Source organism: Streptomyces sp. NPDC086519 (assembly GCF_040686075.1).
GTDB classification, from domain to species: Bacteria; Actinomycetota; Actinomycetes; order Streptomycetales; family Streptomycetaceae; genus Streptomyces; species Streptomyces shenzhenensis.
Map to the genome: position 1 here is coordinate 82,622 of NZ_JBFBJL010000011.1, position 16,290 is coordinate 98,911.

The following is a 16,290-nucleotide window of genomic DNA, read 5'->3' on the forward strand; positions in this document are numbered from 1 at the left end:
TGCCGACCCGGCCCGGCGTCACAGCGTGCCGAGCGAGTAGACGTGGAAGGCACGCCCGATGACCGGCTGGGCGACGTTGCGCACCCGGACTCCCCCGCCGGTCATGCCGTGTTCCGTGCCGGCGTGCGCGTGTCCGTGGACGGCCAGGTCGGCGCCCTCGGTGTCGATGGCCTCGGCGAGGAGGTAGCTGCCGAGGAAGGGGTAGATCTCCGGGGGTTCGCCGGCCAGGGTGTCCGGGACGGGGGCGAAGTGGGTCAGGGCGATCCGTGCGTCGCATTCGTGCCGGCGCAGCTCTTCGAGGGCGGCGCGCAGGCCGTCGGCGCGGCGGCGTGAGTACCGTACGAACTCCTTCATCACGGGTTCGCCGAACTCGCCGGCGCACCGGCCGACGAACCCGCCGCCGAACCCCTTGGTGCCGGCCACACCGATCCGCAGGCCCCGGTGGCTCACGACGGTCGCCTCGCCCTCCAGGACGTGCGCTCCGGCGTCCCGCAGGATGGCCGTGACCTCGTCGGGTCGGTCGTCGTGGTGGTCGTGGTTGCCGAGGACGGCGACGACCGGGACGCCCAGGTCCTTGATCTCCCGGGCGACGACCTGCGCCTCCTCGGGGGTGCCGTGCCGGGTGAGGTCACCGGCGAGCAGGAGGATGTCGGCGCAGGCCGGGAGGGTCTCGAAGGCCGGGCGGAGGGTGCCCTGGCTGTCGGGGCCCATGTGGATGTCGCCGACGGCCGCGACCCGGGTCATTCCAGCACCTCCGGGTGGTCGGGCGGGGCGGTCTCGGCGACGACGATGTCGCAGTGGACCGGCACGCCCGCCAGTTCGTCGTGGACGGCACGGCGGACGGCCTCGCGGCAGCCGGCGGACGGGACCGTACCGGTCAGCAGGACCGTCTCGCCCCGGATCTCGGCCCGCACCCCCAGCTCGCCGCACGGCCCGGCGGCGAGGTGCTCGGCGACGTGCGCCACGCGGTATTCGAGGTTCATCACCGCTCCTTGGGCGGGTCGATGACGTTCAGCCGCTCCAGGAGGAAGAGGAAGGCCGCGGGCATCGGCTCGTTGCCGCACCGGCGCCGCACCTCTGACCAGTCGACCTTCTCGCGCAGTGAGCGGGCCACCGGAAGGACGGCCCCGAAGTCGCAGTGGTGCTCCGAGAAGGCCATGTTCAGGTTCACCAGCAGGTCGGTCGCCGACAGGACCGGCATGTGCACGGAGTCGACCGAGAGTTCCTGGGCGCGGGCCAGCAGGTCCGCGGTGACCGGCCGGTGGGCGAGTTCGAAGATGATGTCGACGTCCTGGCCGAAGCAGGAGGTCTTCAGCAGCCAGTCCTCCGGCGGGACGCGCACCGCGAGACCGGCCGAGCGCAGGGAGCCCGCCACCGCCTCGGCGTCCTCGGGCAGCACACAGAAGTCGGCGTCGTGCCGGAGTCTGCCGCCTCCGCCGTGGGCGTAGACGGCGACGCTGCCGACCAGCGCGAACTTGTGTCCGGCCCGCTTGAGGATGGCACCGACCTGCTTGGCCGCCTCCAGGATGGCCTGGGTGCGGTCGGGCGGGAGCTGTTCCGGCGCGGGCGGTTCCGGCTCCGGGTCGGCCACCCGGAGCCCGGGGGCGCGCGCCGCGCTCTGTGCTTCTCTCATCGTCGGCTCCCTGTCCGCTCTCATCACCGGCTCCCTTCGGCGGAGAAGGCCGACACACTCGGCGCGGTCGGCGCGGTGCGTTCGCCGACGGCCGGCGAGACGTCCCACACGGCCGTCGTGCCATGTATGACCACCTCCGTCGGCTCGGTCTGTGGGGCTCCGCCTCTCCGGTACCCCTCCTCATCCGGGCGACACGCCGTGCACAACCCGGTGGGCACCGGGTACTCGGCTGCGGTCCCCGGTCACCCACGCGGATCAGGAGAGACGATGGGCGGTTCCGGATACTTCCTGTCGTGCGAGGAGCACAGCCCCGCGGAACTGGTCGAGCAGGCGCGGACGGCCGAGCAGGCCGGTTTCGAGTCGCTGCGGATCTCGGACCACTACCACCCCTGGCACGACGGGCAGGGCCAGAGCTCGTTCGTGTGCTCGGTGATCGGCGCGCTGTCGCAGGCGGTCTCGCTGCCCGTGGAGACGGCGCTGACCTGCCCGCTGGTGCGCATCCACCCCGCCGTGATCGCCCAGGCGGCCGCCACCGCCGCGGTGCGGCTGGGCGGCCGGTTCCGGCTGGGGGTGGGCACCGGTGAGGCGCTGAACGAGCACATCCTCGGCACGGCCTGGCCCGAGGCGCCGGTACGGCTGGGGACGATCACGTCAAGGCCGTGTCCGCGTTTCTCGACGCGGGGTTCGACACCGTCCACGTCCACCAGATCGGCCCGGGCCGGCAGGGCTTCTTCGACTTCTAGCGCGCCGAGGTCCTGCCGCGGCTGCGGGACTGACACCTGAGGTGGTGGGCGCCGTGCCCGAGCCCAGGCAGACCGGCAGCAGCGCGCTCGTCGTGATCGACATGATCAACACGTACGACCACGAGGACGCGGAGCTGCTGCTGCCCGCCGCCACGCGTGCCGTGCCGGTCCTGGCGGACCTGATCGGCCGGGCCCGCAAGGCGGGCGTACCGGTGATCTACGCGAACGACAACTTCGGGCTCTGGCGCTCCCACCACGGCGAACTGGTCGAGTCCGCGCTGTCGCGCCCGCACGCCGACCTGGTCGAGCCGATCCGTCCCGACGACGACTCCCTGTTCGTCGTCAAGGCCCGGCACTCGATCTTCTACGACACGCCCCTGTCGTATCTGCTGTGGCAGCTGGGTGTCGGCACGGTGGTGCTGACCGGTCAGGTCACCGAGCAGTGCGTCCTGTACTCCGCCCTGGACGCGCACATCCGCCACCTGGAGGTCACGGTGCCGAGGGACGCCGTCGCCTCGATCCACCCGCACCTGGCGGCCGCCGCGCTGGAAATGATGGAGCGCAACATGGGTGCCCGGATTGTCCGGGCGAGAGAGGTCGACTTCCGGGGTACCCGGTGGCCCGTACCGGACGAAACCGCGCATCAGGTCGGAGGTCGGCCATGAGCACACCTGTCCCCGGAGCGTCCCTCGACGGCCTGGTCACGGCCCTGCGCGCCGGGACCGACGCCGAGGTCCGGTTCGATCCCGGCAGCCGGGGCGCCTACTCCACGGACGGCTCCAACTACCGGCAGGTCCCGCTCGGCGTGGTCGTCCCGCGGAGCGTGGCGGCCGGTGCCCGCGCGGTGGAGCTGTGCTCCCGCTTCGACGTGCCGGTGCTGTCCCGCGGCGGCGGCACCAGCCTCGCCGGACAGACGACGAACACGGCCGTGGTCATCGACTGGAGCAAGCACTGCGACGCCCTGGTCTCCGTCGACCCCGAGGCCCGCACCTGTGTGGTGGAGCCGGGCATCGTCCTGGACGAACTCAACCGGCGGCTGGCCGGCCTGCGCCTCCAGTTCGGTCCGAAACCGTCGACCCACAGCCACTGCGCGCTGGGCGGCATGATCGGCAACAACTCGTGCGGGGCGTCCGCGCAGGCGTACGGGAAGACGGTCGACAGTGTGCGCCGTCTCGACGTGCTGACGTACGACGGTGTGCGGATGCGGGTGGGGCCCACCTCGCAGGCGGCGCGGGCGCGGATCGCCGCCGAGGGCGGCCGCCGGGCCGAGCTGTACGACGGGCTGGACCGGATCGTCACCGAGTACCTGGCGGACATCCGGCGCGGCTACCCGAAGATCCCGCGCCGGGTCTCCGGCTACAACCTCGACTCGCTGCTTCCGGAGAACGGCCTCGACGTGGCCAAGGCGCTGGTGGGCAGCGAGGGCACCCTGGTGACCGTCCTGCACGCCGAACTCGACCTGGTCCCGGTGCCGCCGTACGAATCGCTGCTGGTGCTCGGATACGACGACATCTGCCGGGCCGCCGACGACGTGCCCCGGCTGCTGGAGCACTGCTCGCCGGGTCAGCTGGAGGCGCTGGACGGGCGGATGGCCGAGCTGATGCGGGAGGAGCACGCCTACCTCGACTCGCTGCGCGCCCTGCCGCAGGCGGACAGCTGGCTTCTGGTGCAGTTCACCGGGGACAGCCAGGAGGACGTCGACGCGCAGGCGCACGCCCTGCTGAAGGCGATCGGCCGGTCCGAGAAGGAGGCCTCGGTCGCGTTCTCCGACGACCCGCGGCGCGAGCAGGAGATGCTCAGGGCCCGGGAGGCGGGACTCGGGGTGACCGCGCGGCCGCCGGACGACCGGGAGACCTGGGAGGGCTGGGAGGACTCGGCGGTGCCGCCCGAGCGGCTGGGCGACTATCTGCGGGACCTGAAAGGGCTGTTCGCGGAGTTCGACTACGACCATCCCTCCCTGTACGGGCACTTCGGACAGGGGTGTGTGCACACCCGGATCCCGTTCGGGATGAAGACGGCGGACGGGGTGGCGGACTTCCGGCGTTTCGTGGAGCGGGCCGCCGACCTGGTGGCCTCCTACGGCGGTTCGCTGTCCGGCGAGCACGGCGACGGGCAGGCCCGGGGCGAGCTGCTGACGCGGATGTTCGGGGAGCGGCTGGTCGGTGCCTTCGGGGAGCTGAAGGCGCTGTTCGATCCGGGCAACCGGATGAACCCGGGCAAGGTCGTCGACCCGAACCCGGTGGACGGGCAGTTGCGGCTCGGGGCCGAGTGGCGGCCGGCCGCTCCACGGACCCACTTCGGTTATCCGGAGGACGACCACTCCTTCACCCGCGCGGTCATGCGCTGCGTCGGCATCGGCAACTGCCGGGGCCTGCACGGCGACGTGATGTGTCCCTCGTACCGGGCCACCCGTGAGGAGGAGCACTCGACGCGCGGGCGGGCGCGGCTGCTGTTCGAGATGCTCGACGGGCATCCCGACTCGGCGGTCAAGGACGGCTGGCGGTCGACCGAGGTCCGGGACGCGCTGGATCTCTGCCTGGCCTGCAAGGGCTGCAAGTCGGACTGCCCCACGGGGGTGGACATGGCCACCTACAAGGCCGAGTTCATGGCCCACCACTACGCGGGCCGGCCGCGCCCGGCCGCCCACTACTCGATGGGCTGGCTGCCGCTCTGGGCGCACCTGGCCGAGCGCGCACCGGAGTTGGCGAACAGCGTGTTGCAGGCGCCGGTGCTGGGGCGGACGGGGAAGGCGCTCGCCGGGGTGGACGGCGCCCGGCGGCCCCCGGTGTTCGCCGAGCGGTCCTTCGTCCGGTGGTGGCGCGCTCTCCACACCGGGCAGCCGGACCTGGCGGACCCGGCGACGGTGGTCCTGTGGCCGGACACCTTCAGCAACCACTTCCACCCGGCGGTCGCGATGTCGGCCGTACGGGTCCTGGAGGACGCGGGCTTCGCAGTCACCGTGCCCGACGCACCCGTGTGCTGCGGCCTGACCTGGATCTCCACCGGTCAACTGGCCACCGCCAAGCGGGTGTTGCGGCGCTCCCTGCGGGTCCTTCGGCCCTGGCTGGACGCGGGCACCCCGATCATCGGCCTCGAACCCTCCTGCACCGCCGTGTTCAGGTCCGACGCCCCCGAGCTGCTGCCCGGCGACCAGGACGTGCGGCGGCTGGTACGCCGGACGCGGACCTTCGCCGAACAGCTCGTCCACCACGCCCCCGCGGGCTGGCAGCCGCCGTTCCTCGCCCGGCAGGCGACCGTGCAGACCCACTGCCACCAGCACGCGATCATGAAGTTCGACGCCGACCGGGAACTGATGCGCCGTGCCCGGCTCGACGCGGACGTCCTCGACGAGGGCTGCTGCGGGCTGGCCGGCAACTTCGGCTTCGAGCGCGGGCACCACGAGGTCTCCATGGCCGTGGGCGAGTTGGGGGTGCTGCCCGCCGTCCGCGCCGCCGCCCCGGACAGCCTGGTGCTGGCCGACGGCTTCAGCTGCCGCACCCAGATCGAGCAGGGCGGCACCGGACGGCGGGCCCTGCACCTGGCGGAGGCCCTGGCCCTCGCACTGGACGGCCCGCTGCCCAGCGACCGGCCCGAGCGGCTGGCCCGGCGGCCGGCCGAACCCTCCGGCACGGCCCGCTGGGCGGCCACCGCCGTCGCCGGGACCCTCACCGGGGCGGCCGCCCTGCGCGCCGTACGGCACCTGCGCCGCCCGTAACCACCCGTCACTTCAGGAAAGGTTCCGAACATGTCGACGAAGGTCTCCGACTACATCCTCCAGCGGCTGCGCGAGTGGGACGTGGACCATGTCTTCGCCTACCCGGGCGACGGCATCAACGGCCTCCTCGCGGCCTGGGGACGGGCGGAGAACAACCCCCGGTTCATCCAGTCCCGCCACGAGGAGATGTCCGCGTTCGAGGCCGTCGGCTACGCCAAGTTCTCCGGCCGGGTCGGCGTCTGCGCCGCCACCTCCGGGCCCGGCGCCATCCATCTCCTCAACGGCCTGTACGACGCCAAGCTGGACCATGTGCCGGTGGTGGCGATCGTCGGGCAGACCAACCGCAGTGCCATGGGCGGCTCGTACCAGCAGGAGGTCGACCTGCTGACCCTGTACAAGGACGTGGCCTCGGACTTCTGCGAGATGGTCACCGTCCCCGAGCAGCTTCCGAACGTGCTCGACCGGGCGATGCGCACCGCCATGGCACGCCGCTCGGTGACCGCCCTGATCATCCCGGCCGACGTCCAGGAACTGGACTACTCGCCGCCCGAGCACGCCTTCAAGATGGTGCCGTCCAGCCTCGGCATGCCGCACTACGCGCCGGTCCCGGACGACGGCGACCTGCAGCGGGCCGCCGACGTGCTCAACTCCGGCGGCAAGACCGCGATCCTGATCGGTCAGGGCGCGCGCGGCGCGCGTGCGGAGGTCAAGGAGGTCGCCGACCGGCTCGGTGCCGGCGTCGCGAAGGCGCTGCTGGGCAAGGACGCCCTCGACGACGACCTGCCGTACGTCACCGGTGCGATCGGGCTGCTCGGCACCCGGCCGTCGTACGAGATGATGCGGGACTGCGACACCCTGCTCGTGATCGGATCGTCCTTCCCCTACACGCAGTTCCTGCCGGCGTTCGGCAAGGCGCGGGCGGTGCAGGTGGACATCGATCCGCACATGGTGGGGCTGCGCTACCCCTTCGAGGTCAACCTGGTCGGCGACGCGGCCCGGACGCTGCGCCGGCTGCTGCCGCTGCTCGACCAGATGGAGGACCCGTCCTGGCGGACGAAGATCGAGAACAACGTCAGGGACTGGTGGGAGGTGATGCAGCGGCGGGCCGACGTCGCGGCCGACCCGATCAACCCCGAGTACGTCGCCCACACCCTCAACGGGCTGCTCCCGGACGACGTCATCCTCTCCTCCGACTCCGGCTCCGCCGCCAACTGGTACGCCCGGCACCTGAAGTTGCGCGGCGCGATGCGGGGTTCGCTGTCGGGGACGCTGGCCACCATGGGGCCGGGCGTGCCCTACGCCATTGGCGCCAAGTTCGCGCACGGGGACCGGCCCGCCATCGCCCTCGTCGGCGACGGGGCGATGCAGATGAACGGCATGGCCGAGCTCATCACCATCGCCAAGTACTGGCGCGACTGGGAGGACCCGCGGCTGGTCGTCGCCGTCTTCAACAACCGGGACCTGAACCAGGTGACGTGGGAGATGCGCGCGATGGAGGGCGCCCCGCAGTTCCTGCCCTCGCAGTCCCTCCCGGACGTCGGGTACGCGGACTTCGCCCGCTCCCTCGGCCTGACCGGCATGCGGATCGACGAGCCGGGCGGGGTGGCAGGCGCCTGGGAGGCCGCGCTCTCCGCCGACCGGCCGTGTGTGCTCGACTTCGTGACCGACCCCGCCGTACCGCCGATCCCGCCGCACGCCACCCTCGACCAGATCGAGGCCGCGGCGGCCTCCGTCCTCAAGGGCGACAGCGACCGGGTGGCGATGGTCCGGCAGGGCTTCAAGGCCAAGGTGCAGGAGTTCCTGCCGCACCGGCACGAAGCGGGGCGACGGTGAGCGACCTGCCGGCCGTCGAACGGGTGGCAAGCGCCGCCTACACCGTTCCGACGGACGCCCCCGAGGCGGACGGGACCGCGGCCTGGGACAGCACCACGCTCGTCCTGGTCACCGTCCGCTGCGGGGAGACCACCGGGCTCGGGTACACATACGCCCCGGCCGCGACCGCGCGGGTCGTCGACGACCTGCTGGCCGGCGTCGTCACCGGCCTGCCCGCCCTCGACGTGCCGCGCGCCAACGAGGCCATGCAGCGCGCGGTCCGCAACGCCGGGCTGCCGGGCATCGCCGCCCAGGCGATCTCCGCCGTGGACATCGCGCTGTGGGACGCCAAGGCGCGGCTGCTCGGGCTCCCGCTGGTGGATCTGCTGGGCGCCGCCCGTGACGAGGTGCCCGTGTACGGGAGCGGCGGCTTCACCACGTACGACGAGCAGCGCCAGGACCGGCAGCTGCGCGGCTGGGTGGCGGAGGAGGGCATTCCCCGCGTGAAGATCAAGATCGGGGAGTCCTGGGGGAGTCGCGAGGCGCGGGACCTGGAACGGGTGGCCCGGGCCCGCGAGAGCATCGGTGATGCGGCCGAGTTGTACGTGGACGCCAACGGCGGCTACGGCGCCAAGCAGGCGGTGCGGGTGGCGGCGGGGCTGGACGCGGTGGGCGTGACATGGTTCGAGGAGCCGGTCTCCTCCGACCAGTTGGCGGCGCTCGCCCTGGTCCGGAGCCGGGTCGCGGCGGACGTGACCGCGGGCGAGTACGGCTACACGCTCCCCTATTTCCGGCAGATGCTCGGCGCCGGCGCCGTGGACTGTCTGCAGGCGGACGTCACCCGGTGCGGCGGAATCACCGTGTGGCTGCGCGTCGCGGCGCTGGCCCTGGGCCACGGCCTGGAGATCTCGGGGCACTGCGCGCCGTACGCCCACGCGCACGCGGCGGCCTCGGTGCCGAACCTGCGGCATCTGGAGTGGTTCCACGACCACGTCCGCATCGAGCGGCTGCTCTTCGAGGGCGGGCCGGCCCAGCACGCGGGCTCCCTGTCCGTGGGCGGTGCCGGGGAGCCGGGCCTCGGTCTGCGCCTGGACGCCGCGCGGGCCCGCCCCTTCCGGGTCGGCTGACGAGTCTTCCGTGTCAGCCGGCGAACTCCGAGGACCTGAGGAAAGACCATGTCGCAAGTCGTCGTCATCACCGGAGCCAGTGCCGGCATCGGCCGTGCCGTCGCGCGTCTGTACGCCGAGCGCGGGGCGCGCGTCGCCCTGATCGCGCGGGGCGAGGCCGGACTCGAAGCCGCGGCGAAGGAGGTCGCCGAACGCGGCGGCCGGCCGCTGGTGCAGCGGGCCGACACCGCGGACCCCGGCCAGGTGGAGGCTGCCGCCGACGCCGTCGAGCGGCTCCTGGGGCCCATCGACGTCTGGATCAACTGCGCCTTCAGCAGTGTGTTCGCACCCTTCACCGAGATCACTCCGGAGGAGTACCGGCGGGTCACCGAGGTGACGTATCTCGGGTTCGTCAACGGCACCCGGACCGCCCTCGCCCGGATGCTGCCGCGCGACCGGGGCACCATCGTGCAGGTGGGCTCGGCGCTCGGCGAGCGGGCGATCCCCCTCCAGTCGGCCTACTGCGCGGCCAAGCACGCCATCAACGGCTTCACCTCGTCCGTCCGCCTGGAACTGCTGCACCAGGGCAGCAACGTGCACATCACGGTCGCGCAGATGCCGGCGGTCAACACCCCGCAGTTCTCCTGGGTGCGCTCCCGGCTCCCCCGGCATCCGCAGCCGGTGCCGCCGATCTACCAGCCCGAGGTGGCGGCGCGCGGTGTCGTGTACGCCGCCGACCATCCCGGCCGCAAGCAGCGCTACATCGGCGCCACCACGGCGGCGACCGTGTGGGCCAACCGGCTCGCCCCGGCCCTTCTCGACCGCTACCTGGCACGCACCGGCTTCGACTCCCAGCAGACGGACGCGCCCGCACCCGCCGGCCGGGGAAACCTGTACGCGCCGGCCGACGCCGTGCCCGGCAGCGACCACGGCGCCCACGGCGAGTTCGACGAACGGTCGCACGCCCACTCGGTGCAGGCGGCGCTGGCCCGGCACCCGGCGGTGACCGCCGCGACCACGACCGCCCTGACCGTCGCGGCGGTCGGCGGGGTACGCAGGCTGCTGGGCATCAGGGGCGGGTAGCCCGGCCCCGCTGTTTCCGGGAGATTTCCGGCGGCTATGAGTGCCGGGGGCGCTGGTCACGACTTGGGGCCAAAAGCTTGTGCGCTTGTGCGACGCCGTGGACCATGGCCGAATCACGCCCCTCCCGAGCACGCTGGAGCTCCCGGTGACCGCTGGCCCCCTCACCTCCGAACCGGTCGACGCACCGGTCGCCGCCCAGGCGGAACGACAGAAGCTGCGCAAGCACTTCGGCCGCTTCGACATCCTGTTCTTCCTGCTGTGCACCATCGTCGGGGTGGACACCATCGGCGCCGTGGCCTCGTCCGGTGCCGAGGCGTTCACGTGGCTGATCGTGCTCGCCGTGGTGTTCCTCGTGCCCTCCGCGCTGCTGATCGCCGAGCTCGGGGCCGCCTTCCCCGACGAGGGCGGCCCCTACATCTGGACCAGCCGGGCCTTCGGGCGCCTGGCCGGCGCCGTCAACAACTTCCTTTACTGGATCACCAACCCGGTGTGGCTGGGCGGCACCCTCGCCGTCTCCGCCGTCACGGCGTACACCACCTTCTTCAACGGCGGGAAGGACCTGAGCACCCCCGCGTTCTACTTCTTCACCCTCCTCTTCGTCTGGGTGGGTGTGCTCGCGGCGATCCTCTCCTTCGACGTCGGCAAGTGGATCCCGACCCTCGGCGCCTGGAGCCGGTTCCTGCTGCTCGGCCTGTTCACCGTGACGGTCGTGGTCTACGGGATCCAGCACGGGCTGCACGGCTTCGGCATCGGTGACTTCTCGCCGACCTACGCGGGATTCGTCGGCCTGGTGCCGGTCCTGATGTTCAACTACGTCGGCTTCGAGCTGCCCAACACGGCCGGCGACGAGATGACGAACCCTCAGAAGGACATCCCCTACGGCATCTTCCGCGGCGCCGTCCTCTCCGTGCTCCTCTACGCGCTGCCGATCCTCGGCATCCTGCTCGTCCTGCCGGTCAAGGCGATCACCGGCCTCGGCGGTTTCGTCGACGCGATCCGGCAGGTCTTCACGGTGTACGGCGGCCACGTCGGCGCCGACGGCACCACCACGCTCAGCGGGTTCGGCACCGTGCTCGGGGACCTGGCCGGGATCATGTTCATCCTCACGGTGCTGTCCTCCGGCGTCACCTGGATCATGGGCTCCGACCGCGCCCTGGCCGTCTCCGGCTACGACGGCGCGGCGCCCCGCTTCCTCGGCGTCATCTCCAGCCGGTTCGGCACCCCGGTCCGGGTGAACATCCTCAGCGGCCTGGTCTCCACCGGCGTCCTGATCCTCGCCCACCAGCTGACCAGCGGCAGCGCGGCCAAGCTCTTCGGCGCGGTCCTCGGCCTCGCCGTGTCGACCACGCTCGTCAGCTACCTGGGCATCTTCCCGGCGCTCCCGTTCCTGCGCCGCAAGTACCCGGACACGCCCCGCCCGTACCGGGCTCCCCTCCCGTGGACCATCAGCGTGGTCCTGACCCTTCTCATCCTCTTCGCCACCGTGCAGTTGGTCGCGCCCGGCGCCGGCGACCACTGGTTCGGCGCCGACTTCGCGCCGGACGGCTGGACCCATGCCGAGCGCGGGAAGTACCTGCTGACGGAGCTCGTCCCGCTCGTCGCGTTCATGCTCCTCGGTGTCCTGTTCTGGGCGCTGGGCCGGCCGACCCGGGCGGCGGCCGGCGGGAAGTAGGGCCGGCCGCCGCGGGCGTCGACCCGGCCAGGCCCGGCGCCCCCGCGGCTGCCTGTTCAGGCAAAGGCCGGGCCGGGACGGCGTCTTGGCTTGCGGCGGCGCCGCCTCGACGCGTAAGAAGGCGAGGACCGGGACGCCCGGCCCAGCACCCACCTCGCACGGAGCGGTAGCATGGCAGTCACCAAGAAGGACGAGAACGGCGGTGGCTCCCCGAGGCCCGGTTCGGCCTGGGCGCCGCTGGCGCTGCCGGTGTTCCGGGCCCTGTGGATCGCGCAGTTCGTGTCCAACGTCGGCACCTGGATGCAGACGGTCGGCGTCCAGTGGCTGCTGCTCGCGCACGGGGCCACCCTGGTCACGCTCGTGCAGACCGCGTCCAGCCTGCCGGTCGTGCTGCTGGCGCTGCCGTCCGGGGTGCTGGCCGACCGGTTCGACCGGCGCGGGCTGCTCGTCGTCGCCCAGGTCGCCATGTGCGCGGTGTCGGCGGTCCTCGCCGTGCTGGCCTTCGCCGACGTGCTCGCTCCCGGCGCGCTGCTCGCCCTGACGTTCCTGCTGGGCTGCGGCACCGCCCTGATGAGCCCGGCCTGGCAGGCGATCCAGCCCGAACTCGTCGGCCGGGCCCAGCTCGGCCAGGCCTCCGCGCTGGGCGCGGTCAACATGAACCTGGCCCGTGCCATCGGACCGGCCGTCGGCGGTGTGCTGGTCGCGGCGGCGGGCGCGGGGTGGACGTTCGCCTTCAACGCGGTGTCCTATCTGGGCATCGTGGCCGTGCTGCTGCTGTGGAAGCGTCCGGCCGGCGCGTCCGTACCGGCCGCCGAGGGCGAGGGGTTCTTCACGGCCCTCTACGCGGCCCGCCGTTACATATGGAACGCCCCCGGCGTCCGCCGAGTGCTGCTGCGCACCGCGCTGTTCATCCCCGGTGCCGCCGCCGTGTGGTCGCTGCTGCCGCTGGTCGCCGGTGGCTCGCTCGGCCTGGGTTCCGGCGGATACGGTCTGCTGCTGGCCGCCGTGGGACTCGGTGCGGTGGGCGGCGCGTTCCTGCTGCCCCGTTTGCAGAAGCTGCTCGGCGCCAACGGCGTCCTGGCCGCCGGCGCCGTCATCTTCGGAGTGGTCCTGGCCGTCCTGGCCACGGTCCACGTCACCTGGGTGGTCACGGTCGCGCTGCTGCCCGCCGGAGTGGCCTGGATCGCGGTCCTGTCCACGCTCAACGCCGCGACCCAGACCCGGTTGCCCGGCTGGGTGCGGGCCCGTGGACTCGCCGTCTACCTGCTGGTCTTCCAGGGCGGCCAGGCCCTCGCCGCCCCGCTGTGGGGCGCGCTGGCCCAGGGGGCGGGGATGACCACCGCGCTGCTCGTCGCGGCGGGACTGCTGCTGCTCACCGCCGTCACCGTCCCGCTGTGGCCGCTGTACGACGCCGCGCGGATCGACCCGACCCCCTCCGACCACTGGCCCGCCCCGCCCCTGGTCTACGAGCCGGGTCCGGCCGACGGCCCGGTCCTCGTCTCGATCGTCTACCACGTCTCCCCCGACGACCGGGCGGCCTTCGCCGGGGCCATGGAGAACGTCGCCCGCTCCCGGCGCCGTACCGGAGCGCTCACCTGGGGTCTGTACGAGGACGGCGCCGAACCCGGCCGGTTCATCGAGAACTACCTCGTCGGGTCCTGGGCGGAGCACCTCGCCCAGCACCACACCCGCCAGACCGTGACCGACCAGCGCTTCGAGGAGCAGGCCCGCTCCTTCCTCCTGCCCGGCACCGCGCCCGAGGCCACGCACGCCTTCGACGCCGCGCTCGCCGCGGGCAGCGGCCACCTGCTCCCCGCGCCGCCGCCGGCCGCGGACGCCTCCCCCGCGTCCGGAACCCGGCAGGACGGATAGCCGAAGATCGTTGCGCGTACGCTCGTGCCCATGGTTCAGCATCGAATGGTCGACGTGAACGGGATCCGCCTGCACATCGCCGAGGAGGGTCGTGGCCCGCTGGTCGTGCTGCTGCACGGTTTCCCCGAGTCCTGGCACTCCTGGCAGCACCAGTTCGGCCCGCTGGCCGCGGCCGGTTTCCATGTGGTCGCCCCCGACCAGCGCGGGTACGGCAGCAGCGATCATCCCGAGGACGTCGAGGCGTACAGCATCTTCCATCTGGTCGGCGACGTCGTCGGGCTGATCCGTGAGCTGGGCGCGGAGCAGGCGTTCGTCGTGGGGCACGACTGGGGCGCACCGGTGGCCTGGCACACCGCGCTGTTCCGCCCCGACCTGGTGCGCGGGGTGGCCGGGCTGAGCGTGCCGCCGCCGTTCCGCGGTGCGCAACCGCCGCTTGAGACGATGGACAGGAGGTTCGGCGGCCGCTTCTACTGGAACTACTTCAACCGCCCGGGCGTCGCCGACGCCGAGTTCGCCCGTGACCCGCGCGCCACGCTGCGGAAGTTCTTCACCATGGCGTCCGGGGACGGCGTCGGCACCGGTGAGGTCCGGCAGCCGCTGGTCGACCCCGAGCGCGGCTGGCTCGCGAGCATGCCGGACCCGCAGACGCTGCCGCGGTGGTTCACCGAGGCGGACCTCGACGCCCTCACGGAGAGTTTCTCCCACGGCTTCACCGGTGCCCTCAACTGGTACCGCAATCTGGACCGCAACTGGGAACTGACCGCCCCCTGGCAGGGCGCCGTCGTCACCCCGCCCGCGCTGTACGTCTACGGCGACCGCGACGTGGTCCCGGCGTTCCCCGGCACGCCCGAACTCATCGAACGGCTCCCCGTGCTGATGCCCAACCTGGTGCGCGAGCCCCTGAAGCTGGCGGGCTGCGGGCACTGGACCCAGCAGGAGCGGCCGGACGAGGTGAACGCGGCGCTTCTCGACTTCCTCAAGTCCCTTTCCTGAGGCGGAATCCGGGGGCCGGGGCCGCGCCGGGACCACCGCATCCAGCGGCGCCTGGTGCGGGGGCGGCGAAGCCGCCGTCGGCGACCACCTCGACGCTCGACTCGTCGCCGCCTCACGCCACTTGCCGGTCGTGGACCGGGTCGCCGGCGCCGCCCCGGAGCCTCTCCACAAGCCGTGCCCCCGGCCGACGGCCAGGGGCACGGTGGCGGTGCGGGCGGCACCGGCGTACGGCACCTGGTTCATCGTCAAGGTGGTGGCACCAGGCCTGCGCGGGCACCGGAACCGTCGAGGTCTGCCCCGACGGTTCCCTCGTCCTGGCCGTCGGCGACGGGGGCGCGGCCCACCCGCTGCCTCAAGAACGGTGTCCGTGGCCATGGGTCCGGCCGCGCGGAGGCGCGTTTCCGCGGCCTCCGCTGCCGGACCAGGTGATAGCGGCCGCGATCAGCCCTTGTGCCACTTCTGGTTGGGGGTGCCGGAGCAGGTCCACAGCTGGAGTTTGGTGCCGTTGCCCGTGCCGTTGTCGGTGACGTCGACGCATTTGTCGGCCTGCGCGCTGACCAGGTCGCCGTGCGCGCTGAGGTAGAACAACTGGGCGCGGTTGCCGCTGCACTTGGCGACCTGGATCGCGGTGCCGTTGGCGGTGTTGCCCCAGGCGAGGTCCATGCACAGCCCGAGCGAGCGGATGGTGCCGTCCGACTGGAAGACCCACTTCTGCTTGGCGGCGCCCGAGCAGTCCAGGATCTCCAGCCGGGTGCCGTCCCCGCCCGCGTTGGTGACGTCGATGCACCGGCCGGACCCGGTGCCGATGAGCGCCACGCCGGGGACGGTGGTGGTCGTCGTACCGCTGCCGCCCGACGAGGACGTACCGGACGAGGACGTGCCGGACGAGGTCTTCCCGGACGAGGAGGACGTGGAGCCGCCGGACTTGGAACCGGAGGACGTGGAGCCCGAGCCCGAGTTCGATCCGGAGCTGACGGAGCCGCCGCCGGACTGCTGGCCGGTCGAGCCGGTGCCCGTGCCGCCGGCCGGACCGGAACCTCCGGAGGTGGTCTTGCCGGGCTTGTGGGAGGAGGTGGTGGGCGAGGGCTTCGCGGAGGACGGGGACGGGGATCCGGAGGCGCTGGACAGCGTTGTCGGCTCCCCCGCCGCCACGACGGCGGCCGGTGTGGTGTCCGGATCGGGGAAGAGGTCCACGCGGCTCAGCAGCGGCACGGCCGCGGCGACGACGACGGTCAGTCCGGCCGCGGCGGCGACGGTCGCCCACACCCGCGCGCCCGGCACGAGTCCGCGCCGGGGCACGGCGGGGCGGCGGGCGAAGGTGTCGCTGAAACGTCCCGTCGTCGTACCGGACCGTTCCGCCGGGGGCCGGGGTTTGCGAAGGGGCGGCACGTCATCTCCTGAAGGTCTCGTGAAGGTCTCGGAACACCCGGAACATGCGGGGCAGATGAACAGTAACCAAGGCGTGGCACCGATCCGCCCGCCCGCCCACGAAGATCCCGGCGAACGTCATCTTCCGTCCACCTATGCGGAGTTTCCTGTGACCAATCTGTTGAAGTCCGCGGCGGCGGCGGCTTCGAGAACTGGCGTTATTAGCGCTAGCGTTCGTGCCTGAAGCGATTCAGAAGCACCACAGAGCAACACGGCAAGACAGCACAACAGCA

12 protein-coding genes and 1 pseudogene are annotated in these 16,290 nt (G+C 72.4%); 9 read left to right on the plus strand and 4 right to left on the minus strand.

Going from position 1 to position 16,290, the window contains the following annotated elements:
• Positions 1-18 precede the first annotated feature (18 nt).
• From AB0P24_RS13210 to AB0P24_RS13220, 3 genes are read right to left on the minus strand one after another with little or no spacing between them, the layout of a single operon-like run.
• On the minus strand, positions 19-744 hold the full coding sequence (locus AB0P24_RS13210) for a metallophosphoesterase (RefSeq protein WP_365793267.1): 726 nt from the start codon (positions 742-744) through the stop codon (positions 19-21).
• On the minus strand, positions 741-983 hold the full coding sequence (locus AB0P24_RS13215; RefSeq protein ID WP_234534518.1) for a BON domain-containing protein: 243 nt from the start codon (positions 981-983) through the stop codon (positions 741-743). Before AB0P24_RS13215 ends, AB0P24_RS13210 begins: the two co-directional genes overlap by 4 nt.
• A complete protein-coding gene (locus tag AB0P24_RS13220) occupies positions 983-1,633 on the minus strand; it encodes a hypothetical protein (protein ID WP_365793269.1) in 651 nt (216 codons plus the stop codon). Before AB0P24_RS13220 ends, AB0P24_RS13215 begins: the two co-directional genes overlap by 1 nt.
• Positions 1,634-1,900: 267 nt before the next feature.
• Here AB0P24_RS13220 and AB0P24_RS13225 point away from each other — a divergent pair.
• The 9 genes and pseudogenes from AB0P24_RS13225 to AB0P24_RS13265 all read left to right on the plus strand — a co-directional run.
• Positions 1,901-2,272: pseudogene (locus AB0P24_RS13225) on the plus strand (LLM class flavin-dependent oxidoreductase); the annotation flags it as partial.
• 157 nt (positions 2,273-2,429) lie between these two features.
• Complete coding sequence (locus AB0P24_RS13230; protein WP_365793271.1) at positions 2,430-3,041, plus strand: isochorismatase family cysteine hydrolase; 612 nt, start codon at positions 2,430-2,432, stop codon at positions 3,039-3,041.
• Positions 3,038-6,091, plus strand: coding sequence for an FAD-linked oxidase C-terminal domain-containing protein (locus AB0P24_RS13235; protein WP_365793273.1), 3,054 nt, complete (start codon positions 3,038-3,040; stop codon positions 6,089-6,091). Before AB0P24_RS13230 ends, AB0P24_RS13235 begins: the two co-directional genes overlap by 4 nt.
• 30 nt (positions 6,092-6,121) lie before the next feature.
• A complete protein-coding gene (locus AB0P24_RS13240; RefSeq protein ID WP_365793275.1) occupies positions 6,122-7,924 on the plus strand; it encodes a thiamine pyrophosphate-requiring protein in 1,803 nt (600 codons plus the stop codon).
• Positions 7,921-9,030 carry an enolase C-terminal domain-like protein gene (locus AB0P24_RS13245; RefSeq protein ID WP_365793277.1) on the plus strand — a complete coding sequence of 370 codons (1,110 nt, stop codon included), beginning with the start codon at positions 7,921-7,923 and terminating at the stop codon, positions 9,028-9,030. Before AB0P24_RS13240 ends, AB0P24_RS13245 begins: the two co-directional genes overlap by 4 nt.
• Before the next feature lie 48 nt (positions 9,031-9,078).
• The gene (locus tag AB0P24_RS13250; protein WP_365793279.1) at positions 9,079-10,092 is read left to right on the plus strand and encodes an SDR family oxidoreductase; all 1,014 of its coding nucleotides are present in this window, start codon (positions 9,079-9,081) and stop codon (positions 10,090-10,092) included.
• A 145-nt stretch (positions 10,093-10,237) separates the two neighbouring features.
• On the plus strand, positions 10,238-11,764 hold the full coding sequence (locus tag AB0P24_RS13255) for an APC family permease (RefSeq protein WP_365793281.1): 1,527 nt from the start codon (positions 10,238-10,240) through the stop codon (positions 11,762-11,764).
• A 171-nt stretch (positions 11,765-11,935) separates the two neighbouring features.
• Positions 11,936-13,636, plus strand: a complete 1,701-nt coding sequence (locus AB0P24_RS13260) for an MFS transporter (protein WP_365793283.1) — start codon at positions 11,936-11,938, stop codon at positions 13,634-13,636.
• A gap of 30 nt (positions 13,637-13,666) precedes the next feature.
• Positions 13,667-14,629: an alpha/beta hydrolase gene (locus tag AB0P24_RS13265; RefSeq protein WP_365793285.1), complete on the plus strand. Its 963-nt coding sequence runs from the start codon at positions 13,667-13,669 to the stop codon at positions 14,627-14,629.
• Between the two features lie 441 nt (positions 14,630-15,070).
• Here the strand turns inward: AB0P24_RS13265 and AB0P24_RS13270 are convergent, their stop codons facing one another.
• Positions 15,071-16,018: an RICIN domain-containing protein gene (locus AB0P24_RS13270; protein ID WP_365793287.1), complete on the minus strand. Its 948-nt coding sequence runs from the start codon at positions 16,016-16,018 to the stop codon at positions 15,071-15,073.
• Between the last annotated feature and the right edge of the window lie 272 nt (positions 16,019-16,290).

Bases quoted from the DNA above. Each gene is read 5' to 3' on its own strand.
- AB0P24_RS13210 (WP_365793267.1), bottom strand. From the start codon at position 744: ATGACCCGGGTCGCGGCCGTCGGCGACATCCACATGGGCCCCGACAGC.
- AB0P24_RS13215 (WP_234534518.1), bottom strand. From the start codon at position 983: ATGAACCTCGAATACCGCGTGGCGCACGTCGCCGAGCACCTCGCCGCC.
- AB0P24_RS13220 (WP_365793269.1), bottom strand. From the start codon at position 1,633: ATGAGAGAAGCACAGAGCGCGGCGCGCGCCCCCGGGCTCCGGGTGGCC.
- AB0P24_RS13235 (WP_365793273.1), top strand. From the start codon at position 3,038: ATGAGCACACCTGTCCCCGGAGCGTCCCTCGACGGCCTGGTCACGGCC.
- AB0P24_RS13240 (WP_365793275.1), top strand. From the start codon at position 6,122: ATGTCGACGAAGGTCTCCGACTACATCCTCCAGCGGCTGCGCGAGTGG.
- AB0P24_RS13250 (WP_365793279.1), top strand. From the start codon at position 9,079: ATGTCGCAAGTCGTCGTCATCACCGGAGCCAGTGCCGGCATCGGCCGT.
- AB0P24_RS13260 (WP_365793283.1), top strand. From the start codon at position 11,936: ATGGCAGTCACCAAGAAGGACGAGAACGGCGGTGGCTCCCCGAGGCCC.
- AB0P24_RS13265 (WP_365793285.1), top strand. From the start codon at position 13,667: ATGGTTCAGCATCGAATGGTCGACGTGAACGGGATCCGCCTGCACATC.